This is a genomic window from Bradyrhizobium sp. Ce-3 (genome assembly GCF_022835695.1).
In the GTDB taxonomy this organism is placed as follows: Bacteria; Pseudomonadota; Alphaproteobacteria; order Rhizobiales; family Xanthobacteraceae; genus Bradyrhizobium.
This window is the reverse complement of sequence record NZ_BQUV01000002.1, coordinates 275,232-302,222: the sequence shown is the minus strand read 5'-3', so window position 1 is coordinate 302,222 and position 26,991 is coordinate 275,232. Positions and strand designations below refer to the sequence as shown.

Annotated in this window: 27 protein-coding genes and 1 tRNA gene; 13 read left to right on the top strand and 15 right to left on the bottom strand. The window is 64.8% G+C overall.

Features of this window, described 5'->3' with window-relative positions; genetic code table 11:
• Positions 1-6: 6 nt before the first annotated feature.
• The gene (locus BRSPCE3_RS07775; RefSeq protein ID WP_244065221.1) at positions 7-2,334 is read right to left on the bottom strand and encodes an exopolysaccharide transport family protein; all 2,328 of its coding nucleotides are present in this window, start codon (positions 2,332-2,334) and stop codon (positions 7-9) included.
• Between the two features lie 177 nt (positions 2,335-2,511).
• On the opposite strand from BRSPCE3_RS07775, the gene BRSPCE3_RS07770 reads away from it, so the two are divergent.
• From BRSPCE3_RS07770 to BRSPCE3_RS07755, 4 genes are all read left to right on the top strand, one after another.
• Positions 2,512-3,147, top strand: a complete 636-nt coding sequence (locus BRSPCE3_RS07770) for a polysaccharide biosynthesis/export family protein (RefSeq protein ID WP_244065220.1) — start codon at positions 2,512-2,514, stop codon at positions 3,145-3,147.
• Positions 3,148-3,150: 3 nt separating this feature from the next.
• Positions 3,151-4,290: a glycosyltransferase family 4 protein gene (locus tag BRSPCE3_RS07765; protein ID WP_244065219.1), complete on the top strand. Its 1,140-nt coding sequence runs from the start codon at positions 3,151-3,153 to the stop codon at positions 4,288-4,290.
• Between the two features lie 115 nt (positions 4,291-4,405).
• A complete protein-coding gene (locus BRSPCE3_RS07760; RefSeq protein WP_244065218.1) occupies positions 4,406-5,950 on the top strand; it encodes an undecaprenyl-phosphate glucose phosphotransferase in 1,545 nt (514 codons plus the stop codon).
• A 131-nt stretch (positions 5,951-6,081) separates the two neighbouring features.
• A complete protein-coding gene (locus BRSPCE3_RS07755; protein WP_244065217.1) occupies positions 6,082-7,350 on the top strand; it encodes an O-antigen ligase in 1,269 nt (422 codons plus the stop codon).
• Here BRSPCE3_RS07755 and BRSPCE3_RS07750 read toward each other — a convergent pair.
• Complete coding sequence (locus BRSPCE3_RS07750) at positions 7,322-7,795, bottom strand: MarR family transcriptional regulator (RefSeq protein WP_244065821.1); 474 nt, start codon at positions 7,793-7,795, stop codon at positions 7,322-7,324. The two genes, BRSPCE3_RS07755 and BRSPCE3_RS07750, sit on opposite strands and share 29 nt — an antisense overlap.
• A gap of 140 nt (positions 7,796-7,935) precedes the next feature.
• On the opposite strand from BRSPCE3_RS07750, the gene BRSPCE3_RS07745 reads away from it, so the two are divergent.
• Complete coding sequence (locus tag BRSPCE3_RS07745; protein WP_244065216.1) at positions 7,936-9,135, top strand: FAD-dependent monooxygenase; 1,200 nt, start codon at positions 7,936-7,938, stop codon at positions 9,133-9,135.
• 128 nt (positions 9,136-9,263) lie between these two features.
• Here BRSPCE3_RS07745 and BRSPCE3_RS07740 read toward each other — a convergent pair whose 3' ends face one another.
• The 3 genes from BRSPCE3_RS07740 to BRSPCE3_RS07730 form a co-directional block, all read right to left on the bottom strand.
• Entirely contained in the window at positions 9,264-10,439 is a 1,176-nt protein-coding gene (locus BRSPCE3_RS07740; protein ID WP_244065215.1) for a trans-acting enoyl reductase family protein, read from the bottom strand.
• Between the two features lie 92 nt (positions 10,440-10,531).
• Positions 10,532-11,317 carry a DUF169 domain-containing protein gene (locus BRSPCE3_RS07735; RefSeq protein WP_244065214.1) on the bottom strand — a complete coding sequence of 262 codons (786 nt, stop codon included), beginning with the start codon at positions 11,315-11,317 and terminating at the stop codon, positions 10,532-10,534.
• Positions 11,318-11,407: 90 nt separating this feature from the next.
• Complete coding sequence (locus BRSPCE3_RS07730; protein ID WP_244065213.1) at positions 11,408-12,202, bottom strand: YdcF family protein; 795 nt, start codon at positions 12,200-12,202, stop codon at positions 11,408-11,410.
• Positions 12,203-12,268: 66 nt separating this feature from the next.
• Here BRSPCE3_RS07730 and BRSPCE3_RS07725 point away from each other — a divergent pair, with 66 nt between their 5' ends.
• The 4 genes from BRSPCE3_RS07725 (at position 12,269) to BRSPCE3_RS07710 (ending at position 16,075) form a co-directional block, all read left to right on the top strand.
• Positions 12,269-13,210: an acetamidase/formamidase family protein gene (locus tag BRSPCE3_RS07725; protein WP_244065212.1), complete on the top strand. Its 942-nt coding sequence runs from the start codon at positions 12,269-12,271 to the stop codon at positions 13,208-13,210.
• 86 nt (positions 13,211-13,296) lie between these two features.
• Positions 13,297-15,123, top strand: a complete 1,827-nt coding sequence (locus BRSPCE3_RS07720) for an AMP-binding protein (RefSeq protein WP_244065211.1) — start codon at positions 13,297-13,299, stop codon at positions 15,121-15,123.
• 174 nt (positions 15,124-15,297) lie between these two features.
• Positions 15,298-15,498: a hypothetical protein gene (locus BRSPCE3_RS07715; RefSeq protein WP_016844973.1), complete on the top strand. Its 201-nt coding sequence runs from the start codon at positions 15,298-15,300 to the stop codon at positions 15,496-15,498.
• A 109-nt stretch (positions 15,499-15,607) separates the two neighbouring features.
• On the top strand, positions 15,608-16,075 hold the full coding sequence (locus tag BRSPCE3_RS07710) for a GcrA family cell cycle regulator (protein WP_244065210.1): 468 nt from the start codon (positions 15,608-15,610) through the stop codon (positions 16,073-16,075).
• A 202-nt stretch (positions 16,076-16,277) separates the two neighbouring features.
• Here BRSPCE3_RS07710 and BRSPCE3_RS07705 read toward each other — a convergent pair whose 3' ends face one another.
• Entirely contained in the window at positions 16,278-17,240 is a 963-nt protein-coding gene (locus BRSPCE3_RS07705; protein WP_244065209.1) for an SDR family oxidoreductase, read from the bottom strand.
• A gap of 237 nt (positions 17,241-17,477) precedes the next feature.
• Here BRSPCE3_RS07705 and BRSPCE3_RS36015 point away from each other — a divergent pair, with 237 nt between their 5' ends.
• Positions 17,478-17,609 carry a hypothetical protein gene (locus tag BRSPCE3_RS36015; protein ID WP_283843092.1) on the top strand — a complete coding sequence of 44 codons (132 nt, stop codon included), beginning with the start codon at positions 17,478-17,480 and terminating at the stop codon, positions 17,607-17,609.
• A 128-nt stretch (positions 17,610-17,737) separates the two neighbouring features.
• Here BRSPCE3_RS36015 and BRSPCE3_RS07700 read toward each other — a convergent pair whose 3' ends face one another.
• A complete protein-coding gene (locus BRSPCE3_RS07700) occupies positions 17,738-17,917 on the bottom strand; it encodes a hypothetical protein (protein WP_244065820.1) in 180 nt (59 codons plus the stop codon).
• Between the two features lie 492 nt (positions 17,918-18,409).
• Entirely contained in the window at positions 18,410-19,945 is a 1,536-nt protein-coding gene (locus BRSPCE3_RS07695) for a porin (protein ID WP_244065208.1), read from the bottom strand.
• Between the two features lie 454 nt (positions 19,946-20,399).
• Here BRSPCE3_RS07695 and BRSPCE3_RS07690 point away from each other — a divergent pair, with 454 nt between their 5' ends.
• Positions 20,400-20,912, top strand: coding sequence for a MarR family winged helix-turn-helix transcriptional regulator (locus BRSPCE3_RS07690; RefSeq protein WP_244065207.1), 513 nt, complete (start codon positions 20,400-20,402; stop codon positions 20,910-20,912).
• Positions 20,913-20,925: 13 nt separating this feature from the next.
• Positions 20,926-21,234, top strand: coding sequence for a hypothetical protein (locus tag BRSPCE3_RS07685; RefSeq protein WP_244065206.1), 309 nt, complete (start codon positions 20,926-20,928; stop codon positions 21,232-21,234).
• Between the two features lie 149 nt (positions 21,235-21,383).
• On the opposite strand, the gene BRSPCE3_RS07680 is transcribed toward BRSPCE3_RS07685, so the two are convergent.
• The 7 genes from BRSPCE3_RS07680 to BRSPCE3_RS07650 all read right to left on the bottom strand — a co-directional run bounded on the left by BRSPCE3_RS07680 (position 21,384) and on the right by BRSPCE3_RS07650 (position 26,289).
• A tRNA-Pro gene (locus BRSPCE3_RS07680) sits at positions 21,384-21,461 on the bottom strand.
• Between the two features lie 121 nt (positions 21,462-21,582).
• Entirely contained in the window at positions 21,583-22,179 is a 597-nt protein-coding gene (locus BRSPCE3_RS07675) for a MerR family transcriptional regulator (RefSeq protein ID WP_244065205.1), read from the bottom strand.
• A 125-nt stretch (positions 22,180-22,304) separates the two neighbouring features.
• Entirely contained in the window at positions 22,305-22,640 is a 336-nt protein-coding gene (locus tag BRSPCE3_RS07670; RefSeq protein WP_035631661.1) for an integration host factor subunit alpha, read from the bottom strand.
• A gap of 130 nt (positions 22,641-22,770) precedes the next feature.
• The gene (locus BRSPCE3_RS07665) at positions 22,771-23,748 is read right to left on the bottom strand and encodes a beta-ketoacyl-ACP synthase III (protein WP_244065204.1); all 978 of its coding nucleotides are present in this window, start codon (positions 23,746-23,748) and stop codon (positions 22,771-22,773) included.
• Positions 23,745-24,806 carry a phosphate acyltransferase PlsX gene (plsX, locus tag BRSPCE3_RS07660; protein ID WP_244065203.1) on the bottom strand — a complete coding sequence of 354 codons (1,062 nt, stop codon included), beginning with the start codon at positions 24,804-24,806 and terminating at the stop codon, positions 23,745-23,747. Before plsX ends, BRSPCE3_RS07665 begins: the two co-directional genes overlap by 4 nt.
• Positions 24,807-25,147: 341 nt before the next feature.
• Positions 25,148-25,741: a DUF177 domain-containing protein gene (locus tag BRSPCE3_RS07655; protein WP_244065202.1), complete on the bottom strand. Its 594-nt coding sequence runs from the start codon at positions 25,739-25,741 to the stop codon at positions 25,148-25,150.
• On the bottom strand, positions 25,738-26,289 hold the full coding sequence (locus tag BRSPCE3_RS07650) for a ubiquinol-cytochrome C chaperone family protein (protein ID WP_244065201.1): 552 nt from the start codon (positions 26,287-26,289) through the stop codon (positions 25,738-25,740). The genes BRSPCE3_RS07655 and BRSPCE3_RS07650 overlap by 4 nt, the downstream gene beginning before the upstream one ends.
• A 137-nt stretch (positions 26,290-26,426) precedes the next feature.
• Between BRSPCE3_RS07650 and BRSPCE3_RS07645 the strand changes: the two genes are divergently transcribed.
• Positions 26,427-26,906 (top strand): outer membrane protein assembly factor BamE, encoded by a 480-nt coding sequence (locus tag BRSPCE3_RS07645; protein ID WP_244065200.1) that lies wholly within the window; start codon positions 26,427-26,429, stop codon positions 26,904-26,906.
• Positions 26,907-26,991 lie beyond the last annotated feature (85 nt).

Here is a 26,991-nt window from a genome sequence, read left to right as displayed (position 1 = left end):
GTTACTTCAGGCCGCCACCACCCGCGGCCCCGTCGCGACCGTTTCCGGCGGCGCGCAGGGCTTGCTCAGCATCGTCACTTCGGAGAAGCCGACCGCCCTGAGCTGATCGACCATCGAGCGTCGGGCATCCTGCGCCATTGCGGCGTCCGGCACCACGACGGCCTGCGCCTTTGCGGTCAGCAACTCGGCCGGCAGGTCGACCGCCGAGCCGGCATCGAGCAGCACGTGGTCGTAGACCCGAAGCAGCGCGTCGATCGCGAGCGCCAGCCGCGGCGATTGCAGGTGCGAACGGTCGAAGCCCGGACGTCCGGCGCTGACGATCTGAACCCGCGACTGCCGATCCTTGGTGATGATCTGCGCAAACGTCGCCTCGCCCTGCATCAGCTCTGCGAGGCCGGGCGCGGCGGGATCGACGGTCGACGCCGTCAACACCCGCGAGGACGCGACGAGGTCGACGACCACGACCTTGGCCTGGCGCGCCATCAGGCGGGCCAGCGTCAGCGCGGTCCATGTGACGCTCTCGCCGGCAGCCGGGCCGAGCACGGTGACCTTGTGGGCCGCGGCTCCCACAGCAACCAGGCGCTCGGCAACCTCGCCGATCTCGCCGACGGTCTGCACGGGCACCGGCTGCGGCTCGCTGATGACGGGCTCGTATACAGCCGCGGGCTCCAGCGGCAGGTCAGACTCCGGCGACAGGCTCGGTGCGACCGATGAGGCAAGCACGGGCTCAGGCGGCAGCGCCGGTGCAGGCTCGTCGCGGATTGCAGTCTCCATGATCGGCTCGCGGCGCCGGATCGCGGCGGCCGCCGGCGCGAACGCACGGCCAACCGCGCCGGGCGCGGAAATGCGCAGCAGTTCGCCGGTGATGATGATGCCGGCTGACAGCAACAGCGTCGCCAGCGTCGCGATCAGCACGATCGGGAGCTTCTTCGGATAGGCCGGCGTGTTCGAGACCGTGGCACGCGAGATGATGCGGCCGTCGGTCGGCGCCGCCTCGATGTTCTCGCGTGCCGTCGCCTCGCGATATTTCGCGAGATAGGCTTCTAGCAGATCGCGCTGCGCCTTGGCTTCACGCTCCAGCCCGCGCAGCTGCACGTCCTGGCTGTTGCTCGACGAGGCCTGCTTCTTCGACTGGTCCAGGCCCGCCTGCTGCGCCTGGACGCGGGCATCGGCGACGCGGGCGTCGTTGTCGAGCGAGCGCGAAATCTTGCCGGCTTCCTCGCGCAATTGCCGGTCGAGGTCGGCGATCTGCGCCTTCAATTCCTTGATGCGCGGATGATTGTCGAGCAGCGTCGAGGATTGCTCGGCGAGCTGCGCACGCAGCGTGCCGCGCTGTTCGGCCAGCCGGCGGATCAGTTCGGAATTGAGCACTTCCGAAGCCTCGATCGGCTTGCCGCTCTGGAGCATCTCGCGGATCAGCCGCGCCTTGGTCTCGGCATCGGCCTTCAGCGCGCGGGCATTATTGAGCTGCGTGTTCAGCTCACCCATCTGTTGATTCGACAGCGGGATGTTGTTGGTGCCGACGAACAGGCTCGACTTCGAGCGGAATTCCTCGACCCGCGAATCCGCCTCCGCGACCTTCGTGCGCAGCTTGTCGATCTCGCCCAGCAGCCAGGTGCTGGCGGACTTGGCCTGGTCCTGCCGCGCCCCCTGCTGCAGCACCAGATAGCCGTCGGCGATCGAGTTGGCGACACGCGCCGCGAGCTCGGGATCCTCCGACTGGAATTCGATCACCATGACGCGCGACTTGTCGACCGCATAGGCCTGGAAGCGCTCATAGTAAGAGTCGAGCACCCGCTCTTCCGGCGTCAGGCTGAACGGGTCACGGCCGATGCCGAACAGCGCCAGCAGCGACTTCAACGGCGAAAATCCCCGCAGCACCGGGTCGAACTCCGGACGCTCGGCCAGCTTGTTCTTCTTGATGATGTCGCGGGCGAGATCGCGCGACAGCAACAGCTGCACCTGGCTCGTGACGGCCTCGGCATCGAGCGAGGTGCGCTCAAGGTCGCGCTCGCCGTTCGGGCGCAGGAAGGCATTCTCGCGGTTGTCGATCAGGATGCGCGCTTCGGACTTGTAGCGCGGCGTCACGACGTTGACGGCGGCAAGCGCCAACGCAAACACCAGCGCGGTCGGCACGATGATCCAGCCGCGCTTGCGTGCCAGCGCGCGCCCAAGCACATGCAGATCGAGATCGGCCGCCTCGGCCGGCTTGGCAGGCGCAGATTTCGGCGCGACCGGCTTCGCCGCAGCTTCGTCGGCAATGGACGCAGACTTCGGCAGCGCCCGTTGCACGACGGCCTTTTCGTTGTCTCTACGCCAGAATGCAAAACGCATAACGAACTCCCGCGGGCACCGCGATTCCATCTCAATGGCGGCGATTACAGTCCATTAAGGTTGCTGCTGGGTTAATCGGCGGGGTTGCCGGACATCGCCACCACCACCCGGCCCGTCATCCTTTGTTAACCATGAGTGCCGTTAATCGGGGCCGATATTGTCCGTGGGATTCCTCACATGCGCGATCTGCGCGCTCCCCTCGTTTGTCTGATTGCTGCGCTCGTGCTGTCGGGCTGCATGGGACGGACCTCGCCGGTTGCCGGCGACCCGGCCCTCGATTCGATGGCGTATGGGCAACCCGCCTTTGCGCCCGCGCCGACGGCCATCGCCTATGCCGAGCCGGCGCCGCCGCGCGAGGCCTACAATCTCGGGCCCGGCGACAAGCTCCGCGTCGTGGTCTATGGCCAGGAAGGCCTGACCAACTCCTACGCGATCGACGCCGCCGGCGCGATCACCATGCCGCTGATCGGCTCGGTGCCGGCGCGCGGCCGCACGCCCGCCGGGCTCGCCGCCGAGATCACCGCTCGGCTGCGCAACGGCTTCATCCGCGAGCCATCGGTCGCGGTCGAGATCGAGTCCTACCGCCCGTTCTTCATCCTCGGCGAAGTCCAGGCGCCCGGCCAGTATCCCTACGTGCCCAACATGACGGTCGAGAGCGCGGTGGCAATCGCCGGCGGCTTCTCGCCGCGCGCCAGGCGCGACCAGGTCACCCTCACCCACACCGACGCATCGGGCGCCGGCCGCTTCGTCGTTCCGCTGGGTACGCCGATCGGGCCGGGAGACACCGTGTTCGTCGGCGAGCGTTGGTTCTGATCGATGGCACAGGATCAAGATCAGCAATCGCCGCTCCGCATCCTGCACGTGGTGCGTGCTCCGGTCGGCGGCATCATTCGTCATATCCTCGACGTCGCCAACGGCCAGATCGAGCGCGGCCACCATGTCGGCATCGTCGCCGACAGCCTGACCGGCGGCACGCGCGCCGACGCGGTCCTTGCCGAAATCGCGCCGCGCCTCAAGCTCGGCGTCCACCGGGTGGCAATCCGCCGCGAGCCTCGCTTCGCCGACTTCATGGTCTGGGCGCATATCGCCGGCCTGATCCAGAAGCTGAAACCCGATGTCGTGCACGGCCACGGCGCCAAGGCCGGCGCCTATGTCCGGCTGCGGCGGCGGTCGAACAAGGTGATCCGGGTCTACACCCCACATGGCGGCTCGCTGCATTACCCGCTCGACACCTGGAAGGGCCGCTTCTACAGCCAGCTCGAGCGCACGCTGATGAACAGCACCGACCTGTTCCTGTTCGAGAGCGCGTTTGCCCGCGACACCTATCAGCGCACGGTCGGCAAGCCCTCAGGCCTCGTCCGCTGCGTCTTCAACGGCGTCACCTCGGAGGAATTCGAACCGGTCGCCAAGGCCGACGACGCCAGCGACGTGGCCTATGTCGGCGAATTCCGCCGCATCAAGGGCGCCGATCTGCTGATCGACGCGGTCGCCAAGCTGCGCGCCGACGGCAAGCCGGTGACGCTGACGCTCGGCGGCGACGGCGAGGAATTCGAGCGGCTCAAGGAGCAGGTGAAACGGCTGTCGCTCGGCGACGCGGTCCGCTTCATCGGCCATGTCAAGGCGCGCTTCGGCTTCTCCAAGGGCAGCGTTCTGGTGGTTCCGTCGCGCGGCGATTCGATGCCCTACGTGGTGATCGAAGCCGGCGCTGCGGGAATTCCGATGATCGCCGCCAATGTCGGCGGCATTCCGGAGATCTTCGACACCCAGACCGACGCGCTGTTCGCGCCGAGCAATGCCGGCGCGATGGCCGACGCCATCAAGGCCGCGCTCGACAATCCCATGGCGACCGCAGCACGCGCCGCGAAACTGCGCGAGCGGATTTCCGAACATTTCTCGCAAAGCGCCATGGTCGAGGGCGTGCTGGCCGGCTATCGCGACGCATTTGCCAAACGTTAACCATTTCTTGCACACGTAACCGTTTCTTCCGATTTGTCCCCTTAAGTCACGTCCGGGGGAATTTCGGTGCCGCGCGCGGATGCCCATCTGCATGCGCAGGAATGGACGTGGACTCGTGGAACCGTTTAACGCACGCTCGATGCTGGATGCCGCTGCGTCTGCAACGGCTGCTCAGCCGCAGGTCGAACGCCGCCGCCGTTTGTCGACGGCCGCGCTCGCCGTCACCAATCAGAAAGTCCGCGGCGCCTACTCGCCGGTCGTGATTGCCGGCGTGGTCCGCCTCGCCGATTTCGTGCTGCTCAGCCTGGTCGGCGTCGGGCTCTATTTCGCCTATGTCAGGCCGCTCGCCGGCGGCGGCATCCATTGGGGGTACATCACCTCGATCCTCGGCATGTCGGCGGCGGCCGTGGTCTGCTTCCAGGCCGCCGACATCTACCAGGTGCAGATCTTCCGCGGCCAGCTCCGCCAGATGACGCGGATGATCTCGTCATGGGCCTTCGTGTTCCTGCTGTTCATCGGCGTCTCCTTCCTGGTCAAGCTCGGCGGCGAGGTGTCGCGGGTCTGGCTGTCGTCGTTCTTCTGCGTCGGCCTTGCGGCACTGATCGCCGAGCGGCTGGCGCTGCGCTCGATGGTGCGGGCCTGGGCGCATGACGGCCGGCTCGACCGCCGCACCATTATCGTCGGCGCCGATCAGAACGGCGAGCAACTGATCGAGGCGCTGAACGCCGACGACGACACAGACATCCACGTGCTCGGCGTGTTCGACGATCGCAATGACGCCCGCGCCATGGAGACCTGCGCCGGCTCGCCGAAGCTCGGCAAGGTCGACGACATCGTCGAGTTCGCCCGCCGCACCCGCGTCGACCTCGTGCTGTTCGCGCTGCCGATCTCGGCGGAGACCCGCATCCTGGAGATGCTGAAGAAGCTGTGGGTGCTGCCGGTCGACATCCGCCTCTCGGCCCACACCAACAAGCTGCGCTTCCGTCCCCGCTCCTACTCCTATGTCGGCAAGGTGCCGACGCTTGATGTGTTCGAGGCGCCGATCACCGACTGGGATCTGGTGCTGAAATGGCTATTCGACCGCGTGGTCGGCGGCCTGGCCCTGCTTGCGGCGCTCCCGGTGCTGGGACTGGTGGCGCTCGCGGTGAAACTCGACAGCCCGGGGCCGGTGCTGTTCCGCCAGAAGCGCTTCGGCTTCAACAATGAGCGGATCGACGTCTACAAATTCCGTTCGCTCTACCACCACCAGGCCGATCCCACCGCCTCCAAGGTCGTCACCAAGAACGATCCGCGCGTCACCCGCGTCGGCCGCTTCATCCGCAAGACCTCACTCGACGAATTGCCGCAGCTGTTCAACGTCGTGCTGAAGGGCAATCTCTCGCTGGTCGGACCGCGGCCGCATGCGGTGCAGAGCAAGCTGGAGAACCGCCTGTTCGACGAGGCCGTCGACGGCTACTTCGCCCGCCACCGCGTCAAGCCCGGCATCACCGGCTGGGCGCAGATCAACGGCTGGCGCGGCGAGGTCGATACCGACGAGAAGATCCAGAAGCGCGTCGAATACGACCTCTATTACATCGAGAACTGGTCGGTGCTGTTCGACCTCTACATCCTGCTCAAGACCCCGTTCTCGCTGATTACCAAGAACGAGAACGCGTACTGAGATCGACTATCGTCATTGCGAGGAGCGAAGCGACGAAGCAATCCATGCCGCAATTCGGGGATAGGTGGATTGCTTCGCTCCGCTCGCAATGACGGAACCAAGACTTTTGTATCGAGTTGCGTGAGTATCCGATGGCCTATGCGGCGACAGCCGGGACGACCCATTCGCCGACCAGCGTGCCATCGGGCGTGCTGGCGCTGCAGCGGGCGCTGGTGTGGCTCGCCGGCGCGTCGATCGCCATCGTGTTCATCGAGCCGAGCCCATATGAACTCGTCACGCTGACCGCCTGCGTGCTGTTCTTCGGCACCGGCCTGCGCATGCAGCTGGTATTCATGCCGCTGCTGTTTGCGCTGATCGTGCTCAATGTCGGTTACAGCATCGGCGCGGTGCCGTTCCTCGACAAGCCGGAGGTGGTGAACTGGGTTCTCACCTCCTGGTACATGGCCGTCACCGTCATCTTCTTCGCGATGGTGATGTCGGAAGACACCGAAGCCCGGCTCGACATGCTGCGCCGCGGCCTGATCGTCGGCGCGATGATCGCCTCGCTCGCGGGCATCGCCGGCTACTTCCATCTGGTGCCCGGCGGCTACGATCTGCTGACCCTGTATGATCGCGCCCGCGGCACCTTCAAGGATCCGAACGTGCTCGGCGCGTTCCTGATCCTGCCGGCGCTGTTCACGCTGCAGAGCGTGGTGTCCGACAGCTTCGGCAAGGCGTTCCGCAACGCCATCGCGTTCGGGATCATTTCGCTTGCGATCCTGCTGTCGTTCTCCCGCGCCGCCTGGGGCGGTCTGCTGGTCACCGCGGCCTTCATGCTGGCGCTGATGGTGTTCACCAGCCGCTCGCAGGCGCAGCGCTCGCGCATCATCGTGATGACCCTGATTGCGGCGATCCTGGCCGTTGCGCTGATCGCGGTGCTGCTCTCGATCGGCTCGGTCGCCGACATGTTCAAGCAGCGCGCGAGCTTCGACCAGAGCTATGACGAAGGCCGGTTCGGCCGCTTCGGCCGCCACATCCTCGGCGCCCAGATGGCACTGGAATTGCCGTTCGGCATCGGGCCGCTGCAATTCCACACCTACTTCCCCGAGGACACCCACAACTCGTTCCTCAACGCCTTCATGTCGGGCGGCTGGATCTCGGGGATCTGTTATCCGGCGCTGGTGTTCGTCAGTGCCATCATCGGCTTCCGCTACATCTACCTGCAGGTGCCGTGGCAGCGCGCTTATCTGGCGATCTTCTCGGCGTTCCTCGGCATCGTCGGCGAAAGCTTCATCATCGATACCGACCACTGGCGGCACTTCTGGCTGATGCTGGGCACGATGTGGGGCATGTACGCGGCGGCCGAGCGCTACCGCGCGACGTCGCACGAGGTCAGCGACGAGACTTCGGCGGCAGCTTGAGACTGGGGCGCTGCTCCGGCGGCATGTCGATCACCGCCTTCAAGGCTCCGGTCGCTTCCAGCACGCCCTTGTAGCCGTCATGGGCGAAGCGCAGCAGCAGGCGCAATTCGTCGTCGCTGTAGCTGCTCCACAGCTTGAGCATCGCCTCCTGCATCGGCACGTAGAACTTGCCGATCTCGGCGGCCTTCTCCTCGACCACCGAGATGAAGACCTTGCGGCGGTCGCTCTCGTCCCGCTCGCGGCGCACGTAACCCGCTTTTTCCAGACGATCCACCACGCCGGTGATCGCGCCGGTGGTCAGCCCGGTGACCTCGGCGAGACGCCCCGCGGTGACCCGTCCCTCGAGGTGCAGGATGTCCATGCATTCCATATCGGAATTGGAAATTCCGGCCATGTTTGCAACGGCTTGGCCGTACATCACGCCCTGCGCGGATGACCGGCGCATCGCCTCCTCGAGTTCCTGCATCAGCGCTTCACGCGACGTCGTGCTTGACAAATCGGCTCCTGTATCTTATTCGCCAAATATCTTATATGCTAAGATAATTAGCAACTAACCTTTCGTATCACAGATGCATGGAGCAAGGCATGACCTCACGTCCCCGTAAAGCTCTGATCATCGGCGCCGGAATCGCAGGCCCCGTGACCGCGATGTTCCTGACGCGCGCCGGCATCGAAGCCGAGCTCTATGAAGCCTGGCCCTACTCCACCGGAATCGGCGGCGGCCTGCAGATCGCGCCGAACGGCATGCATGTGCTGGCTGAGCTCGGCCTCGCCGACGAGCTGATCCGCAACGGCTCGATCGCGGAGTCGTTCGATTTCTATTCGCAGGGCGGCAAGAAGCTCGGCTCGCTCAATCAGAACATGCAGCAGCGCTTCGGCCAACCGGCGGTGAACATGTGCCGCGCGACGCTGAACGAGACCCTGATCGACAAGGCCTGGGCCTCCAACGTCTCGGTGTTCTTCGAGAAGAAGCTGGTGAAGATCGAGGATCGCGGCGACCAGCCGGTGATCGCCTACTTCAACGACGGCACCACCGCCGAGGGCGACTTCGTGATCGGCGCCGACGGTGTGCATTCGGCGGTGCGGCGGCACGTGATCCCCGACGGCCCGACGCCGTTCGACACCGGCCTGATCGGCTTCGGCGGCTTCGTCCCGCGCGCCGTGATCGAACGCCTGCCGATCGGCCAGAGGATCGCGTCGACGTTCGGGCAAAGCGGCTTCTTCGGCTACGGCCTGTGCAGCCCCGATCCGGACACCGGTGCGATGTGGTGGAGCACGCAGCCGTCGCACGGCATGACCGCGGCGGCCTACCGGCTGCAGAGCCAGGACGCCATCCGGCAGCACCTGCGCGACTTCCACGCCGGCTGGCACGCGCCGATCCCCGAGATCATCGAGGCCGCCGAAAACATCGTGGTGACCGACACGCTCGACGTCGCGACGCTGCCGACCTGGTCGCGCAAGCGCACGCTCTTGATCGGCGATGCCGCGCACGCCACCAGCCCGCATGCCGGCCAGGGCGCCTCGCTCGCGCTGGAGGATGCACTGCGGCTCGGCATGCTGATGCGCGACGGCCAGGAGCTCGGCATGACGTTCCAGGCGTTCGAGCACGAGCGCCGCCCGCGCGCCGAGAAGATCGTGGCGATCGCCCGCCGCAACGGCAACAGCAAGCGCGAGTTCAGCCCGACCGGCGCCTGGCTGCGCGATCACATGCTGAAGCTGATCCTGCCGGTGTCGTCCAAGGGCATGGACTTCATGTACGCGTACAATCCGCGCGCGGCGGCGTAGCCGTTACTGTCATGCCCCGCGAAAGCGGGGCATCCAGTACGCCGCGGCTTCCGCTAAGCATAAGCGTCTCTGGAATACTGGATCGCCCGGTCAAGCCGGGCGATGACACCGATAGGGACGGCATAAAGTTACTTCTCGACCTCGAAGGTCAGCCCGGCGTGGTCGACCAGGCGCTTGATCAGCTTGCCTTGCATCGCGGCGCCCGGCGTCCAGAAGCCGGGGGCGACATCGGGCGTATCGCGCAACAGGCAAATCGCGCATTCCGAGATCATTTTCGAGGTCGAGCCGTAACCGGGATCGCGATCGCCCTTGATGCCGGCGCGGACCATGCGGCCGTCGGGCGCGACCGCGAGATAGAGCAGATCGTAGCGGCCGTTCTCGCGTTCTTCCTTTGACGGCCCCTCGCCCGGCTTCGGCGCGCTCGGACCGGTCTTCTCCGCGTTCAGCGCCATCACGCGCTTGGCAATGGCTTCGCCCTTCTCGCCGGGACCGGTCAGGACCATCTCGTCGTAGACGAAGTCCTTGCCGTAAGGAAAGCCCATCAGCATGTTGGAGCGGTGGACGTTGCGCGTGTTGATCAGCGCCATCATGAACGGCGCGGTCCAGGAGTGCAGATCGTCCTCATAGGCCGGCTTGCTGCCGCGCGGCTGCTTTGGGCCCTCGAAGCCCGGCGTCAGCGCAAACGGATTGTTGAGGATCGCAACCAGACTGAGATCCTTGGCGACCGCATCGAACGTCGCCTTGGCGCTCGCCGCAGTGCCGCCGGACAGCGTACCGCGCATGTCGCGGACGCGGCCCTTGACGCGCTGCGCCGCCGCGCCGAACACGCGCTTGGCCTCTTCCTGAACGAAGAAGGCGCCGAGCTCGAATGGCACCGAGTCGAAGCCGCAGGAGAACACGATGCGCGCGCCGCTGGCCTTGGCCGCCGCCTCGTGCTTGTCGATCATCTGCCGCATCCAGACCGGCTCGCCGCAGAGATCGAAATAATCGGTGCCGCTTTCGACGCAGGCCGCGATCAGCTCGTTGCCATAAAGCTGATACGGACCGACCGTCGAAATGACCGACTTGGTCTGCGCCAGCATCGCCTGCAGCGACGCGGCATCGCCGGCATCGGCAACGATCAGCGGCGTATCGGCAGGCGCGCCGATCGCGTCACGAACCGCGGCGAGCTTGTCCTTGCTGCGGCCGGCCATCGCCCATGTCAGGCTGCCGTCGCGATAATGCGCCGCGAGATATTCGGCGACGAGCTGGCCGGTGAAGCCGGTCGCGCCATAGACGACGATATCGAGTTTCGACGAGGACATGGATCAGGCTCCCTGCGCAGCGAGTTGGGCGCCCTTTTGTCATCGCGAGCGCGGCGACGCAATCCGGTATTTCCCGCCGCTATTTCTTGCAGCTATTTCTTGGCATAGGACACCCCCATGCCGGCCCGCACGTCGGCCTGGATGCCATAGGGCGCGATCGGGTAGCGCAGGCCGTTCTTGGCCAGTTGCTTCATGCCCGCGATCGCCTTCACCAGATGGGCCGGCGGCAGCGCCATCAGCATCTCCTCGTCGGGCACGCCGCCGTAGCGGCGCTCGGCGAAGCAGGGCAGCGACAGGCTCGGCTCGCCGGTCTTCAGCGCGCGCCCCCACGAATCCGCGCAGGCGGTCTCGCCGACCACGCCCCACTCGAACTTCTTGTAGCCGGTGTATTGCAGCCCGTTGATCAGGATGATCATCTGGCCCGGCGTCGCGTAGACGAGGCAGATGTCCGGCGGATTGAGCCGGCCGCTGGTCAACGGGCTCACCGCCATCGCCTGGTACCGGCCGTAAGGCACCACGTCGAGCGCCTCCTGGCGCTTGCGCGCATCCTCGGCGGTGCCATGCCAGACGCCGACATAGTTCTCGCCGGCAAGCCACTTCTCGTCCTGCGGCGCGAGCCCGATCACTGCGCGGCACTGCGCGCCGACCAGATCATCGCCGGTGATGCCGACGGTCCAGCCGAGCCGCGAGGCCATGCTGACGATCTGGTCGGTGGTGTGGACCGCCGACGGGCGGCGGATCTTCGGGATCGCATCCATCTCCTCGACGCGCGCGAACATCTTGATGCCGATCACCGTGGTCTTCAGTCGCAGCAGGTTGTTCAGGTCGGCCACGATCGCGGCGAGGTCGAACTGTTCCGGCGGTGTCTGCTGTTGCATGGCGAAAACTCCCGTGATCGGCGGCTTGGCGCCGCCTGTTGGCGTGATGTTAGCCGGATTGCGCGAGGGAAGCGACAAGCGCATTGCGCTTCAGCGCGCGGCCGGTCCCGGCAGCAAATCGTCGGTTTTGCCGGCCAGATGATAGGCCACGAGCCCGATCCACTCCCGCGTGCCGAGATCGGTACGCGACAGGCCCTCGATCGCGAGCGTTGGGAAGCTGAAGACATCGCCGACGCGCCAGTCGACCGGATAGGCCTCGATATTGAATCCCGCCTTGCGGAACAGCCCGACCGAACGCGGCATGTGGTAGGCCGATGTGACGAGCAGCCAGCGCTCGCCCGGCTTGGGATCGACCATCGCCTTGGAGAATTCGGCGTTCTCCACCGTGTTGCGCGAGCGGCGCTCGATGATCAATCGCGAACGGGGAATGCCGAGGCCCTCGAACAATTCGGCCGCATAGTCGGCCTCGCGCGCATCGTTCGAGATCAGGTTCGCGCTGCCGCCGGTAAACACCAGGCGCGCGTTCGGATAGCGACGCGCGAGCGTCGCCGCCGCGATGACGCGATCCGCTGCACTGCGCACCACCGGCGTGCCATGCGCAACCGACAAATCGGCATCGATCGAGCCGCCGAGCACGATGATGCCGTCGGGCGCGCCGCGCGAGGCGTCCCATGGCGGGAAGCGTTGCTCCAGCGTGGCGATCAGGACATTGCCGAGCGGCGAGAAGCCGCAGATCGCGAGCAGCAGCACTGAAGCCATCATCAAGCTGCGGCCGAGGCGCGCGAGCCGCGTCAGCAACAGCACGGCACCGATCGCACCGATGCCGATCAGGAAATTGACCGGCAGCAGCATGATGCCGAGCGTCTTGGAGAGCACAAAAAACAAGGGAAGCCTCTGCGAAGTTCTGCTACAGCGTCATACGCTGCCGGGAATGCAATAAAAAGAAGTCACATGACCCATCATCATCTGAAGTCCAGTCCCGAAACCTGCCATTGGGGCTTCTTCGAAGCAAAGCTGAAGCCGGTCCTCACGATCGCAAGCGGCGACGAGGTCACGATCGAGACAGTGAATGGCGGCCCCGAAACGGTGCCCGACCGCGGCAAATTCCATGTCCCGCCAGAACTGGACCAGATCCACTCCAGGTGCGCGCCGATGCTGCCCGGGCACATTTTGACCGGCCCGGTGGCAGTTGACGGCGCCGAACCCGGCGACGTGCTCGAGGTCGACATCATCGACGTCCAGCTGCGCCAGGACTGGGGCTGGAATCTGATCAAGCCGCTGTCCGGCACCCTGCCCGACGATTTCCACGAGACCCGGATCCTCAACATCCCGCTCGATCGCGCGCGGATGGTCGGCCGCATGCCGTGGGGGCTCGACCTGCCGCTGAAGCCGTTCTTCGGCGTGATGGGCGTCTCGCCGCCACCGGCCTGGGGCCGCATCTCCTCACTGATCCCGCGCGCGATGGGCGGCAATCTCGACAACAAGGAGCTCGGCGCCGGCGCCAAGCTCTATCTGCCGGTGTTCGTGCCGGGCGCGCTGTTCTCCTGCGGCGACGGCCACGGCGTGCAGGGCGACGGCGAGGTCTGCGTGACTGCGATCGAGACCGCGCTGACCGGCCGCTTCCGGCTGACCCTGCGCAAGGATCTCAAGTTCAGCTATCCCCGCGCCGAGACCGCGGACCATTACATCACCATGGCGATGGATCCCGATCTCGACCAGTGCGCGGTGCGGGCGCTGCGCGACATGATCGTGCTGCTCGGCGAGAAGCGCAATCTGTCGCGCGAGGACGCCTACACGCTGTGCAGCCTGGCCGCCGACCTGCGCGTGACCCAGACGGTCAACGGCTCCAAGGGCATTCACTGCATGATCGCCAAATCGGTCGTCCACGGCTGACGGCCGGTCGATAAGCCGCACTTGTGTTCGGCAAGCTCGGCTCGATACAATCCCCGTCCCAACGACAAAAATTGACGGGGACGGACATGCTGAAGGACAGGCTTTCGCCGGCCGACGAGGCAGTGCGCGACAAGGAGATGCAGGAGACGCTCGCCGCCTGCCCGCGCATTCTCGATCTGATCGCCCGCGGCCCGCAGGGCGCGCCGGACGCGGAAGCCGCGATCTATCTGCGCTCGCCGCTCGATCCCGACCCGGTCGTGATCTCGAACGATCAGCTGATGGGCTCAATCAAGGCCGCCGAGAACTATTTCCGTCAGCACGGCATCGGCAAGGACGACGCGGTCGCGATCCTGGTGCCGGCCTGTCCGGCGAGCGTCGTCGCGATCTTCGGCGCGGCCGCCTGTGGCGTCGCCGAGCCACTCAATCTGCTGTTCACGCGCGAAGCGATTGTCGCCCAGCTCAACGCGATCAACGCCAAGCTGTTGCTGGCGCCGCCGCCGGGCATGCCGGGCGGGCTCTACGAGCGGGTCGAAGGCCTGCAGCGCGAGGTGCCCTCGCTCAAGCGCATCGTGATCGTGCCGCTCGACGGCAGCATCGCGTTCGACGGCGAGGCGCTGCGGCCCGATCCCGCGTGGCGCGACGACTACGGCAAGTCGACGGACATGAGCGAGGCCGACCGTGTCGCGGTCATGCTGCCGACCGGCGGCACCACCGGCCATCCCAAGGTGGCGCGGCTCACCAACCGCGCGATGGTCGCCTCCACACTGTCCTCGCGGATGGCGCTGGATTTCCATCGCGGCGAGCGCGCGATGATCACGATGCCGCTGTTCCACGTCGGCGGCCTGTTCTGCACCACGGCCAACTGCCTGGCGGCCGGCACGACGATGGTCATCCCCGGCCCCGCCGGCGCGCGCGATCCGGCGCTGGTCCGGCACTTCTGGCAGCTCATCGAGCAGTACCGCATCAACATCGCCGGCAACGTGCCGACCATACTCGGGGCGCTGGCCGATATTCCGGTCGCGGACAGCGACATTTCGAGCCTGCGCGTCACCGCCACCGGCGCCTCGATCTGCCCGCCGGAGATCGAACGGCGCTATCTCGCGACCTGGGGCGGTCCCTGCATCCAGCAGCTCTACGGCATGACCGAGCTCGCCGGCGCCATCACCCATGACGTGCACGGCGTGAAGCCGCGCGCTGAGAGCGTCGGCACCCGCAATCCGCTGGTTGAGCTTGCGATCCTCGACGGCGGCAAACTGCACACCGGGCCGTGGCCCTCGCCGGTCGGCGAGCTTCTGACCAGAGGCCCGCAGGTGTTTGCCGGCTACGTCGACAAGAAGCAGACCGAGGAGGCGTTCCGCAACGGCTGGCTGCGCACCGGCGACATCTGCCGCATCGACGCCGACGGCTTCGTCTACATCATGGGCCGCGCCAAGGACGTCATCATTCGCGGCGGTCACAACATCGACCCGCGCGCGATCGAGGATGCCGCATTGGCGTTTCCCGGCGTGGCGCTGGCCGCGGCGGTCGGGCGTCCCGACAGCTATGCCGGCGAAGTGCCGATGCTGTTCGTCTCGGCGCAGCCGGGCGTCCAGATCGATCCGAACGCGCTCGCCGCCTTCGTGCAGGACAACATCCTGGAGCCGCCGGCGCGGCCGCGCGTGGTGTCGGTGATTGCGGAGATGCCGGTCACGCCGGTCGGCAAGATCTTCAAGCCCAAGCTGCGCGAGATCGCCGCCGGCGAAGCCGCGCGCGAGCTGCTGGCGCTGGAAGGGTTGTCCGGCGAGGTCACCGTCGAGGCCGTCACCGACCCGTCCCGCGGGCTGTACCTGAGTGTCAACGCGCCGCCGGACAAGGCCGAAACGGCGGAGCGGCTTCTGAAGAAGTTCCCGGTCAAGGTCGAGTTGCGGGCCTAACACCTTCATCTGTCGAAATAATTCGAACGCGCCTCGCGCCGGAGCTGGTTCTCCGGCGCGCTCGGGCGCGGCTGTCTGCTTTTTGCCGACCACCGCTTGACGAACTGCCTCAATCCTAAATAGAGTCTAAATAGATACTTTTCAGTACAGGCGTTCAAGGTTAAGCATTTCCTCATGGCTACGGAAAAGGCCGAAACCGACCGCGTCCCGGTCACACTGGCACTCTCGACCATTGGTTATCTCGAGAAGCTGGTGCGACAGGGCACCCACGGTACGAGCGTCCCGGGCGTCGCACGGACATTGATCGAGGAAGGCATTCGGCTCGCCATCAAGGACGGGTTGCTTGCAATCCGCGACAACGGCCGCACGCCCTGAGAGCATGATCCGGAAAAGCGGAGACCGATTTTCCGAAGAGATCATGCTCAAGAACTAAGGGCGCGCGCGTCGACGCGGCGGTTCTAAACACAGAACGTGGAACCGTCAGATGATTGAGATCGAACCGACCTGGACGCCGGAGCGCGTCGACCAACTCAAGATCTACTTTGAGGCCGGCCTCTCCTGCCGCGACATCGCCGTCAACATCGGCGTCAGCCGCAACGCGGTGATCGGCAAGCTGTCGCGGCTGAACCTTACGCGCACGACGCCGGACGAACGTCGCGCCCGGCGCAAGAAATCAGCCGCGCACGCCGCGCAACGGGCGACCGCGAAGCAGCAGCTCCGATTGCTCCAGGCCGTCTACGAACAGAAACCCGACGAGGCGGCGATCGTCAGCGCCAACAATTGCTCGCTGTTCGAGCTCAGCGAGCAGCGCTGCCGCTGGCCGATCAGCACGCCGGGCGCCGATGATTTCTGCTTCTGCGGCAACACGCCGCTCGGCGGCATGCCCTATTGCTCAGGGCATTACCGCCTCGCCTATCAGGCGGGGTCACGCCAGCGCGCGATGCGCGGGTAGTTGATCGCAAGACAGAAGTGCTTATCCCGTCATCCCCGCGCAAAGGCCTTGCCTTTGTCGCTGGTGGTGCGAGCCTTGCGGCGCAATTGTGCGCCGCTGGGCGAGCCTCAAGGATGAACGGCACCCACAGTCGGGCCGTCGCCCCTTCGAGGGCCGCTGAAGAAGCGGCCACCTCAGGGTGACGGACCTTGGGATGCGCTGGTCAGCCGACCTTCCAGCCGGTCGCCGACACGAGGTCCTGATAGAACTCCGGCGTGTAGGCCCGTTCCGGGGTGTTGCGCACGCGCTCGTCGAGCAGATGCGCATCGTCACCGACCAGGATGCGCCAGCGCTCCGCCTTGACGCCGTCGAGGATGATCTTGGCGGCGGCCGCGGCCGAGGTCGGGGCTTCATCATGGAAGATGCGGGCCCGATCGAGCGCGAGCTGCTGGATGTCGGCATCCGCCATCTTGGCGACATCGATGCCCTGGCCCTGCAAGCGCTGGCGGGCCTGCTTGAGCTCGTCGGCATTGAGCTGGTCGGAGCCGTTCTGCACCTTGCGCGAGTTCGACACGATCGAGGTGCCGATGTGGCCGGGCATCACCACCGAGCATTTCACATGCGGCGCGTTGAGCCGCAGATCGTTGATCATCGCCTCGGTGAATCCCTTCACGGCGAATTTCGCGGCGCTGTAGGCGGTGTGCGAGACGCCCATGCCGACCGAGGCCCAGAAGCCGTTGACGCTCGAGGTGTTGACGATGTGCGCCTCGTCGGCCTTCACCAGCAGCGGCAGAAAGGTGCGGACGCCGAGATAGACGCCGCCCCAGCAGATGTTGAAGGTGCGCTCCCACTGCTCGCGCGTGTTGCTGAACAGGCTGCCGCCACCGCCGATGCCGGCATTGTTGAACAGCAGATGGATCTTGTCGGTGGCCTGCTGCTCAATCAGCTCGTCGCGGAAGCGCTTGTAGTGATCTTCGATCGAGACGTCGGCAACGTGCGTGGTGATGCGCAGGCCTTGCGGCAACTTCTCGACCTCGCAGAGCCGCTTGGTCTCGGCCATCGCCTCGGCCGACACGTCGCACATCGCGACATTGCATCCCTCGGCAACGAGTTGCCGTGCCAGCTCGCGCCCCATCCCCGTGCCGCCACCGGTGATGACGGCAATCTTTCCGGCGAAATCCTTCATGTGAGATCCGTTCCTTCCTGTCTTTTCTTGCCCTGCTTCTTGTTCGTTTTGGCTGGAGCGCGGATCGCAATCCCAACCGCTTGGCTGCGCCACTGTACATCACCGAATTATCGCCCAGCAACGGCGCGCGCCCCTCACGCGCAAGTGAGCTGCCGACAGCAGATCGAGGCCACCGGGATGTAACGGAATCATTCCGCGCGACGAACAATCCGACAGCAGCAATCGGAGACGATGATCGTGAAGATCCTGAACAGATGGGTCGCGACAGCGCTGATGGCGATCGCGGTGGGAATTTCGGCTGCGGCCAGCACTGCCGAGGGCGCGTTGCCGAAGCCGCGCGATGGCGGCGGTGCGGACGAGTCACGCTGATCGGCGACGGCGACGAACGAACGATCGCACGATGATCGCGGTCAACACTGGCGATGTCGCGCCGAACTTCCAGCTCGCAGGTTGGCAAGGCTGAATGCTGTGTCGCAGGCCGCCAGCGCGGCAGCCAGCTACTCGGCGGTCTCGATGCGCACGGGTGCGCGCCGCCGCAGGACGCCGGTGGCGACACTCAGGGCCAGCTTGAGCAGACCGCGCCACGAGAAGTCGACAACCACCTCATGGTGCCGCAATCCCTTGCCGCCCTTCACCAGCCCGAGATCCCGTATCAAGCAATAATGGCCGCTGCTCATCCGAGCCAGGCGGCTGTTCTTGAAGCGTCCCATGAATCACGAGAATGCACTGCGGATCGATTCCGTCAAATCTTGACGGCGTCGAATCGGCGAGAACCCTGGTCGCGACGGCCGCGCGCGTCGCGATCGCCGACGCCGCTCCATGCCTTGAATCAAAAACCTCCGGCAGGGCATTGCCGGAGGTTTGGGAGGCTTAGCAGCAAGCTAAGAGCCATCATTCAATGTGTTGGCTGGCCCGTATATAGTTTAGTAGATCAGGTAAGTAAATAAGTTTGCAGGCTAATGAATCGCATGGCTCGTCTTCGCACTTCGCGTGGACCGAAATGACGCAGCTGGAGTCTCTCCGAGCCCCTGTCTGACGCGCTTCCGTCGCGAACCGGTATCCAATTCACTCAAGACCGCACGCCTCTTCCGCGGCCGATAATTCCCAAAATAAAAACCCCGGCAGTTGCCTGCCGGGGTTCTGTCAGATCGTGATCAGATCAACCGGTATTACCAGTTGCGCTGAGCGCGGAAGAGCATCTGGACAGTGTCCTGATCCTTCAGCTCGTAGGTCGCGGTCGGCTTGCCGATACCAGCCGACGAGGTGGTGATCGTGCCGGCATACTTCTGATCGAGATGGACGTAGGTCACGTCGGCCGAGAAGGTCAGGTTCTTGACCGGGGTCCAACGGGTGATCACGCCGATCTGCGCGATGTTGTAGTCGGGGTTGCAGTTGGTCACGCCAGCGCCGCCACCGAAGGCCGCACGGAACGTACCACCGGCACCACCAACGCCGCAGATGAGCGACTTCGCCGTGTCGTTATACGAGATAGCAGCGTAGGCGCCGTAGATACCGGTGTTCCAGTAGGGATCCCAGTTGTGGGTGTACGCACCGCGCATACCCCAAGTCTTGATCGACTGCTGCTGACCACCGGGGCCGAACACCGTGTCGGGTGCCGTACCGAAGCCAACGCTCTGATAGACGCCCGGCAGGTTCGAGCCGCCGTAGATGGCGACCGAGCTGAACTGGCTGGCCAGTTCCTGGATGTTGTAGCGGGTCGCACCGTCGGTGTAGACGCCCTGGATGTTGATGGTGTCGCCGGGTCCGGTCGGGATGTTCTTGATCGACAGGGCCAGTGCACCAGCCCAACCCCACTTGTCGTCGGGATGACCGGTCAACTCGGTGCCGCCGTAGTAGGCAGCGTGGTTGTCATGCGCAGCGACCGACGCCTGGAAGATACCCCAAGCCTGGTCAACCTTCAGCGCAGCGACGAAGTCCGGCGCGATCGTGCCGGCGTAGTCGCTCGAGCCGTAAGCACCACCGACGCCGAGATTGTTCACGCCAGCCTGCATGTAGGCAACCTGGTCCTGCGCCGACAGAGCCAGCGACACGCCATTGCCGAACTGCGCGGTGTAGGTGAACTGGTTGATACCGTTGGTGGTGCTCACGCCACCGACGAGACCGTCGTAGTTGTTGCCCGGATAGCCGTTCCAGGGAGCGGCGAACTGCGAGACCGCCTTACCCATGGTGAAGCCGGCGAACTGGATGAAGGCGTAGTAGACGCCGACGGTACCGTTGGCGACGTTACCCGAACCAGCGTTGTTCGGAGCGGCAGACGTACCAATCGCCGAGTAGACCGACGAGCCGTTGCCCTGGCCGGTGTAGCTGTCCGAGGTCCAGGTGAACACCGCGTCGAAGTAGGTGCGGACCACGCCGTATTCGGTCGCGGTGCGCGTATCGACGTTCAGGTCTTCACGCGAACGCCAGGTGTAGCCGTTCGTGAAGCGGTTGTTGGCACCGCTGGCGCCGTTGACGTTCGGGCCGTACACGCTGTTGCCGTTAACAACGACGTCAGCACGCACAAAGCCGCCCAGCTTGATGCAGGTGTCGGTGCCGGGGATGTAGTAGAAGCCCGGACCATAGAGCGAGCAAACCTTCACGTATTCGACCGCTTTGGCCTTAACGGGAAGATCGGCCGCCTGTGCCCCGCCGACCGCGACCAGCGCAGCAGCCGAGCTCAGAATAAGGCTCTTCGCCAATTTCATATTAAACCTCCAAGTTGCTCATATGCGGAGAGTCCGAGGCCGCGAGCGCCCCGTGATCCTCCCGCATTGTCCAAGACCGTTTTCCCCAAACCCCGCACCCTCAGATCAATCTGTGGTGTGCGACGGACTTGAACGATCACCGCAACGGGACGATCGAGATTCCCCTACCGCCGGGGTTCAATATGCATTGGCGAGTTCGCCAATCAAAATAGTTTATAAAGTCAGGAATGCGAATGCGGCCACACTGTGGCCCGCCGGCAACGCTGCTTGTAAGCCCTTTGCCCACATGGGAAAACTTGTCACAGCCCGAATCGTCGAATTGTCATATGACCGTTATAATTACTTTACGTTCACTTGCGTTCGTTGGCGGCTTACGAGAAAAAACCGCTGCGGTGCGGGAAACAAGAAATAAATCAGCGCAAAGCTGAGTCGGCACCTGGGGAAGAGGAAAGCTGTGTCAGTGACAAGGAAGGATACGACGCGCCAGCGCGCCATCGAACATCTCGACATCATCAAGCGGTTCACGCTCGAGATCTCGTCCATCAACTCGCATCTGGAACGGGTTCGCCAGTTCTGGGGCAAGGCGCTTGGCGTCAGCGGTCCGCAATGGATGATTCTCATTGCGATCTCTGATCTCGACAAGGACGACGGCGTGCCGATCAACGTGGTGTCGAAGCTGCTGCACGTCGATCCGTCGTTCGTGACCACGCAGTCCAAGCTGCTTGAGCAGAAGGAACTGCTGCGCCGCGCGCCCTCGCCGGCCGACGCGCGGGTGGTGCGGCTGTCGCTGACCGACAAGACCCGCAAGCATCTCGCCGGCCTTGCCGAGCAGCACAAGGCGTTCAAGAAAACGGTGTTCGAGGAGTTCAGCGAGCCCGAGCTCGCCGAGTTCACGGCCAAACTTGCGATGCTCACCAACCGCCTCGAAAAGGCGTGCCTGATCGTCGCGATGGAGGCCGAGACCTGAACGCGACATTGCTTTGAGCGCGCCGCAAAGATCGGTGCGGAGCCACCAACCTCGGGTACCCTGGGATTATTTTGGCGGCGGCGACAGCAATACGTTCGTCTCCAACGACGTCCCCAGCGTGCAGGTGGTTCAGGATTGGAACGGCGCGACCGATGTCGTGCAGCTCAATGGGTCGGGCTTCAGCTCGTTCGCTGATGTGCTGTCGCACTCTTATCAAAGCGGCGCCTACTTCGTCGTCCAGGTTGACGGCGACACCGCGGTCTGGCTCAACGGCGCCACCGCGGCCACGCTGACGGCCGCGAATTTCAACATCGCTAGCTGATTTGCCGGAATGAGCCCGCGGCGCGGTAGTGGCCTAAGCCATGCCGGCGGCTCGAACGGGCGGCACAAGGAACGGCCGGCCGGCGGACACCCACAACACGTCCGCGAGCGGCCTTGCCCGCATCGTCGCCGATATCCATGGGGTGGAAATGGTCGGAGCGAGAGGATTTGAACCTCCGACCCCTAGTCTCCCAGACTAGTGCGCTAACCGGGCTGCGCCACGCTCCGATGCCGTTCCATTAGCTGCGATCCTGCGTTCGCGCAAGGCGCCGCAGGCCTTTAAGGGCTGCAATCCGGGCCCCGGTTCCCGCGGCAGCTCCCCTTGGCTTATTCTTGGCTTATCCTTGGCTCAGCCGTCCTTCATCGCCGCGTCGATCAGCTGCCGGCAGGCGACCAGCTCCTGCAGCGCGCGCTCGAGCTTCTCCCGATCCGCTGGCGGAACGGAGGGCCGCACCGGCGGCGCCGCAGACGCCTTGCCCGGGTGGGCGTGCGCCTTCTTGTAGGTCGACAGGATCGGGTCCTCGTCGGGATCGACGAATCGGTAATCGATGCCCTGCTCGTCGCCGTCGCCCTCCTCGCCGTCGAAATCGAGGCCGTCATTGCCATCGAGGTCGTCAGGCTCGGCCATGCTGTTGCCGACCGCCTCCTCGACCGCGCCGAACGAGACGGCGGCGGTCTGGTCGGCGATGCCCTGCACCGACTTGATGCCATGCTCTTTCAGGATCCGCTGCACGCCGCGGATGGTGTAGCCCTCGCCATAGAGCAGCCGGCGGATGCCCTTCAGCAGGTCGACATCGTCGGGGCGATAGTAGCGGCGGCCGCCGCTGCGCTTCATCGGCTTGATCTGCGCGAAGCGGGTTTCCCAGAATCTCAGCACGTGCTGGGGAATATCGAGCTCGTCCGCGACTTCACTGATGGTACGGAACGCATCCGGCGCCTTGTCCAAATGCCCGCTCCTCTGGCTTCAATGCCTGGAGCCCGTTCGATTCCGATTGAATCGGAACGGGCTCCGGATTCTGGTTTGACGCGTCTTCTTCACGCGAACCGGCACCCACTTCGCTTGAAAACGCGCTAGTCGGCCTTGCTGCCGTCGCCGTTGGTGACGACATGGCCATTGATCCGCTGCTTCAGGATCGCCGACGGCTTGAACACCATCACACGCCGCGGCGAGATCGGCACCTCGGTGCCGGTCTTCGGATTACGGCCGATACGCTGGCCCTTCTTGCGCACCATGAAGGAGCCGAAGGAGGACAGCTTCACCGTCTCGCCCTTTTCCAGGCAATCGGTGATCTCCTTCAGCACCAACTCGACAAACGCCGACGATTCCGTGCGCGACAGACCCACCTTTTGGTAGACCGCCTCACACAAATCGACACGCGTCACTGTTTTTCCGGTTCCCGTCGTCATCGCCTGCCCCGCACTCTCGGCGAACAATTTCTTGACTGAAATTAAAAGCTTAGCGCGCAATGGTCAACAGCGACAAGCATCCGGGTTCAGGAAAGATACCGGCAACCTGTCGGCACTGTTTGGCGATGCGCTACCAGCGCACGAGCGCGGAGCCCCAGGTGAAGCCGCCGCCCATCGCCTCGAACAGCACCAGATCGCCCTTCTTGACGCGTCCGTCCCTCACGGCGACCGTCAGCGCCAGCGGGATCGAGGCCGCCGACGTGTTGCCGTGCTTGTCGACCGTCAAGACCACCTTCTGCGGCGCAATATGAAGCTTGTGCGCCGACGCATCGATGATTCGCTTGTTGGCCTGGTGCGGAATGAACCAGTTGATGTCCTCGGCGGTGAAGCCGGTGGCGTTGAACGCATCGACGATCACGTCGGTGATCATGCCGACGGCGTGCTTGAACACCTCGCGGCCCTCCATCCGGAGATGGCCGACCGTCTTGGTCGAGCCCGGACCGCCATCGACGAACAGCTTCGATTTGTGGCGCCCGTCGGAGCGCAGATGCGTCGTCAGCACGCCGCGATCGTCGATCGTACCGGACTGCTGCTGCGCCTCGAGCACGACCGCGCCGGCGCCGTCGCCGAACAGCACGCAGGTGCCGCGGTCGCTCCAGTCGAGGATGCGCGAGAAGGTTTCGGCGCCGATCACCAGCGCCCGCTTGTGATGGCCGGCGCGCAGGAAATTGTCGGCCGTGGTCAGCGCAAAGACGAAGCCGGAACACACCGCCTGCAGGTCGAAGGCGACGCCATGGTTGATGCCGAGCCCGTGCTGGACCGCGACCGCGGTCGCCGGAAAGGTGTTGTCGGGCGTCGAGGTCGCCAGCACGATCAGGTCGATCGACTGGGCGTCGATGTTGGCGTCGGCAAGCGCAGCGCGCGCCGCGTTGATCGCGAGATGCGAGGTGAACTCGTCATCGGCCGCGATGTGGCGCTCGCTGATGCCGGTGCGCTGCACGATCCAGTCGTCCGACGTGTCGATCCGGCTGGCCAGTTCGGCATTGGTCAAAACCCGCTCCGGCAAATATGAGCCGCAGCCGAGCACTACCGAACGTATCGCAGTCACGAGACAGCCTCCTGCGCGGTCTGCGCCTGCACCAGCGCACTGCCGTCGCGATTGAGCATCTGATTGATCTTGGTGAGGAGATCGGTGTGGGCCATCTCATAGCCAACATCCACCGCATAGGCAAAGCCTTCCGCGTTGGTGCCGCCATGGCTCTTGACCACCACGCCCTTGAGGCCGAGCAGCAGGCCGCCATTCGACTTGTTGGGGTCGAGCTTGTCGCGCAGCTTCTGGAACGCGCCGCGGGCAAGCAGATAGCCGATCCGCGCCAGCCAGCTCGACGACATGGCCTCGCGCAGCAGCGTGAACATCTGGCGCGCAGTTCCCTCGGCGGCCTTGAGCGCGATGTTGCCGCTGAACCCTTCCGACACGATGACGTCGGCGAGCCCCTTGCCGATCGCATCGCCCTCGACGAAGCCGATATAGTTGAACTGGGCCGAGTTCATCGCGCGCAGCATCTCGGCCGCCTCGCGGATTTCCCCGTGCCCCTTCATCTCCTCGGAGCCGATATTGAGCAGGCCGACGGTCGGCCGTTCCAGGTTGAACAGCACGCTCGCCATGGCGCTGCCCATCACCGCCAGCGTTGCCAGATGGCGGGCGTCGCCGCCGATCGTGGCGCCGAGGTCGAGCACGACGGAATCGCCGCGCAGCGTCGGCCACACAGCAGCCAGCGCCGGGCGGTCGACACCGGGCAGCGTCCGCAGATTGAGGCTGCCCATCGCCATCAGCGCGCCGCTGTTGCCGGCGGAGACCGCGACATCGGCCTCGCCATGCTTCACCGCGTCGATCGCAAGCCACATAGAAGACGCCCGCCGGGTCCGCCGCAGCGCCTGGCTTGGTTTCTCGTCATTCTTCACGGCGACGTCGGTATGGATCACCTTCGATACCGCCTTCAAAGCAGGATGCCTGGCAAGCTCCGGCTCGATCTGGGCGCGGTCCCCGACCAGCAGGAATTCGCTGTCGGGATGGCGGCTCAACGAGATCGCGGCGCCGGGTATGACCACGGAAGCGCCGACATCGCCCCCCATGGCGTCAAGCGCTATTCGAACCTTTTGAGGCATGAACGTCCCGGAAGCCTGCTCTCCCACAGCCCTTCAGACGAAGACCGCGAGCTTGAAGTCACCGCCGTCAACGGCGCGCGGCGAAACGCCAACTCGCGTCCCGGCCGGGCCGCGACAATAGCGTGTCCTCGGTCCGACACAACCTCTTGACCACAAACGATGCAGCGGCCGAACCGTCACGCAGCACATCGAAATATACCAGAAACTCCTTGTATTTCAATGCATTGTGACAGTTATTTGAAGTGACGGCAAACGCCCCTCACGTGGCTCCGCAGGCAAGCCATCCCCTCAAATCTTGGCGCGCGCTGCCGCGGGCTTCCCTCAACTGCCCTCAACTGCCCTCAACTGCCCTTGGGCTTCTTGCCGCCGGGCTTGTCCTTCAGCGCCTTCAGCGCGGCGAAGGGATTATTTTCAGGATCAGGCGCTTCAACCTCTTGTTCAAACACCGCGTCCGCCTTGCGCGGATACGGGTCGATGCCGAGAAACAGCGCGTCGGTGGCGAGCCGGCCGATATCGATGAAGCCGCCCGTGATCGGCTCCGGCGGATCCGGCGTTTCCTCGTCGCTGTCCTCGGCATCGTCGACCAGGTCGGCCATTTGCGGGATCTGCTCGGGCGGCGCGAACACCACGTCGATCGGTTCACTGATCTCGTTCTCGATCGGATCGAGCGTCACCACGCAGGTCTGCCCGATCCGCGCCCGAACCCGGCCGGTGACGTGATAGCTGCCGTCGCGCTTGGGCTGCAGGTCGAACTCCGCATGCGCAGAGATCACGTCGCGCAGCTCCGCGACCACGGCCATCGCCTTGCGCACGGCCTCATCGGCCGTGATCTCGCGATGCAGGCCGGTCTCCGGGATCTGCGCGACATTGACCAGCACGCGCCAGGGATCGCGGTCGCGCGGCGCATCGGGCCGTCCTGTGCCGCCGCCGCTCATGCCGCAGTCCCCGCAACCTGCGGCGCCGGAAAGCGCCATGCGCCCTTGGTCAGCGCCGCGAGGTCGGCGCGCGCCAGCTCCGTCATCGCCTCCCTGGCGTAAACGGCGAGCTCACGGGCCTTGTCGATGTTCTGGCCGTTGAGGATGTTCTTGCAGAACGAGGCGGCCAGCGCCTCCTCGCTGTCGGTCAGCGCCAGGTCGTAGGCCGCGGTGCGGCCGTAGAAGGCCTCGCCGAACGCCTGCATGCGCTTGGGCACTGTCAGGTCGCCGACGCCCATTTCCCGGAGGTTGTCGTCCATATCGATGCAGAAATGATCGAACAGCGCCTGTGACAGCGCGGCGCCGCCCTCGACCGATTTCAGTCGCCGCAGCACCAGCCACAGATGCATCAGAAGCAGGTCAAAACGGCCATTAACCGTGTCCGGAACGCCCAAGTCACGGTAAAATAACGGTTCTCGCGCCTGCGTCACGATCATGCCATAGATGGTCTCAATGGTGCTGCGCGCGGGCACCCGGGGTTTTCTGAAGTGATTGAACGGCCAAAGCATGACGGGTTCCGGCTGCCGGTCCCCCAGGGGACGCCTGTTGAGGGAGCGCCCGTAGGACGCCGGCATGATTGCAATCCATTGAGCTGCCCGGTACGTCAATGCCCCGGCCGATGCAAGAGGACGGATCAGATCCGCCGATGAACCACACCCTTACACGACAGTCTCGCGCGGCTTCCGCGCGCGGGTTCCTTTCGCGCTTCCGCGCCATCGCGGTCGTTGGTCTCGTCTGCACCGCCGCGCTCGGCGGCTGCACCGGCGAACAATTCCAGAAGGGCTACATCCTGCCCGATGGGGCGCTCGAGCAGATTCCGATCGGCGCGAGCCAGGATCAGGTGCTGATCGTGCTCGGCACGCCATCGACGGTCGCAACGCTGGACGGTGAGGTGTTTTATTACATCTCGCAGCGGACCTCGCGCCCGGTCGCCTTCATGAATCAGCGGGTGGTCGACCAGCGCGTGATCGCGGTCTATTTCGACAAGAACCGCCAGGTGCGCCGGCTCGCCAATTACGGTCTGAAGGACGGCAAGATCTTCGACTTCGTCAGCCGCACCACCCCGACGTCGGGCCAGGAAATGTCCTACCTGACGCCGCTCTTCAAGCTGCTCAGCTTCAACTAGAGCGTCTTCAAGCGAAGTGGACTCCGGTTCGCGTGAACAAGACGCGCCGAACCAGAGTCTGGAGCTCACCAACTGCGCCAAGTTG

Bases quoted from the DNA above. Each gene is read 5' to 3' on its own strand.
- BRSPCE3_RS07775 (WP_244065221.1), bottom strand. From the start codon at position 2,334: ATGCGTTTTGCATTCTGGCGTAGAGACAACGAAAAGGCCGTCGTGCAA.
- BRSPCE3_RS07770 (WP_244065220.1), top strand. From the start codon at position 2,512: ATGCGCGATCTGCGCGCTCCCCTCGTTTGTCTGATTGCTGCGCTCGTG.
- BRSPCE3_RS07765 (WP_244065219.1), top strand. From the start codon at position 3,151: ATGGCACAGGATCAAGATCAGCAATCGCCGCTCCGCATCCTGCACGTG.
- BRSPCE3_RS07755 (WP_244065217.1), top strand. From the start codon at position 6,082: ATGGCCTATGCGGCGACAGCCGGGACGACCCATTCGCCGACCAGCGTG.
- BRSPCE3_RS07750 (WP_244065821.1), bottom strand. From the start codon at position 7,795: ATGCGCCGGTCATCCGCGCAGGGCGTGATGTACGGCCAAGCCGTTGCA.
- BRSPCE3_RS07745 (WP_244065216.1), top strand. From the start codon at position 7,936: ATGACCTCACGTCCCCGTAAAGCTCTGATCATCGGCGCCGGAATCGCA.
- BRSPCE3_RS07740 (WP_244065215.1), bottom strand. From the start codon at position 10,439: ATGTCCTCGTCGAAACTCGATATCGTCGTCTATGGCGCGACCGGCTTC.
- BRSPCE3_RS07735 (WP_244065214.1), bottom strand. From the start codon at position 11,317: ATGCAACAGCAGACACCGCCGGAACAGTTCGACCTCGCCGCGATCGTG.
- BRSPCE3_RS07725 (WP_244065212.1), top strand. From the start codon at position 12,269: ATGACCCATCATCATCTGAAGTCCAGTCCCGAAACCTGCCATTGGGGC.
- BRSPCE3_RS07720 (WP_244065211.1), top strand. From the start codon at position 13,297: ATGCTGAAGGACAGGCTTTCGCCGGCCGACGAGGCAGTGCGCGACAAG.
- BRSPCE3_RS07715 (WP_016844973.1), top strand. From the start codon at position 15,298: ATGGCTACGGAAAAGGCCGAAACCGACCGCGTCCCGGTCACACTGGCA.
- BRSPCE3_RS07710 (WP_244065210.1), top strand. From the start codon at position 15,608: ATGATTGAGATCGAACCGACCTGGACGCCGGAGCGCGTCGACCAACTC.
- BRSPCE3_RS07705 (WP_244065209.1), bottom strand. From the start codon at position 17,240: ATGAAGGATTTCGCCGGAAAGATTGCCGTCATCACCGGTGGCGGCACG.
- BRSPCE3_RS07700 (WP_244065820.1), bottom strand. From the start codon at position 17,917: ATGAGCAGCGGCCATTATTGCTTGATACGGGATCTCGGGCTGGTGAAG.
- BRSPCE3_RS07695 (WP_244065208.1), bottom strand. From the start codon at position 19,945: ATGAAATTGGCGAAGAGCCTTATTCTGAGCTCGGCTGCTGCGCTGGTC.
- BRSPCE3_RS07670 (WP_035631661.1), bottom strand. From the start codon at position 22,640: ATGACGACGGGAACCGGAAAAACAGTGACGCGTGTCGATTTGTGTGAG.
- plsX (WP_244065203.1), bottom strand. From the start codon at position 24,806: ATGCCTCAAAAGGTTCGAATAGCGCTTGACGCCATGGGGGGCGATGTC.
- BRSPCE3_RS07655 (WP_244065202.1), bottom strand. From the start codon at position 25,741: ATGAGCGGCGGCGGCACAGGACGGCCCGATGCGCCGCGCGACCGCGAT.
- BRSPCE3_RS07650 (WP_244065201.1), bottom strand. From the start codon at position 26,289: ATGCTTTGGCCGTTCAATCACTTCAGAAAACCCCGGGTGCCCGCGCGC.
- BRSPCE3_RS07645 (WP_244065200.1), top strand. From the start codon at position 26,427: ATGAACCACACCCTTACACGACAGTCTCGCGCGGCTTCCGCGCGCGGG.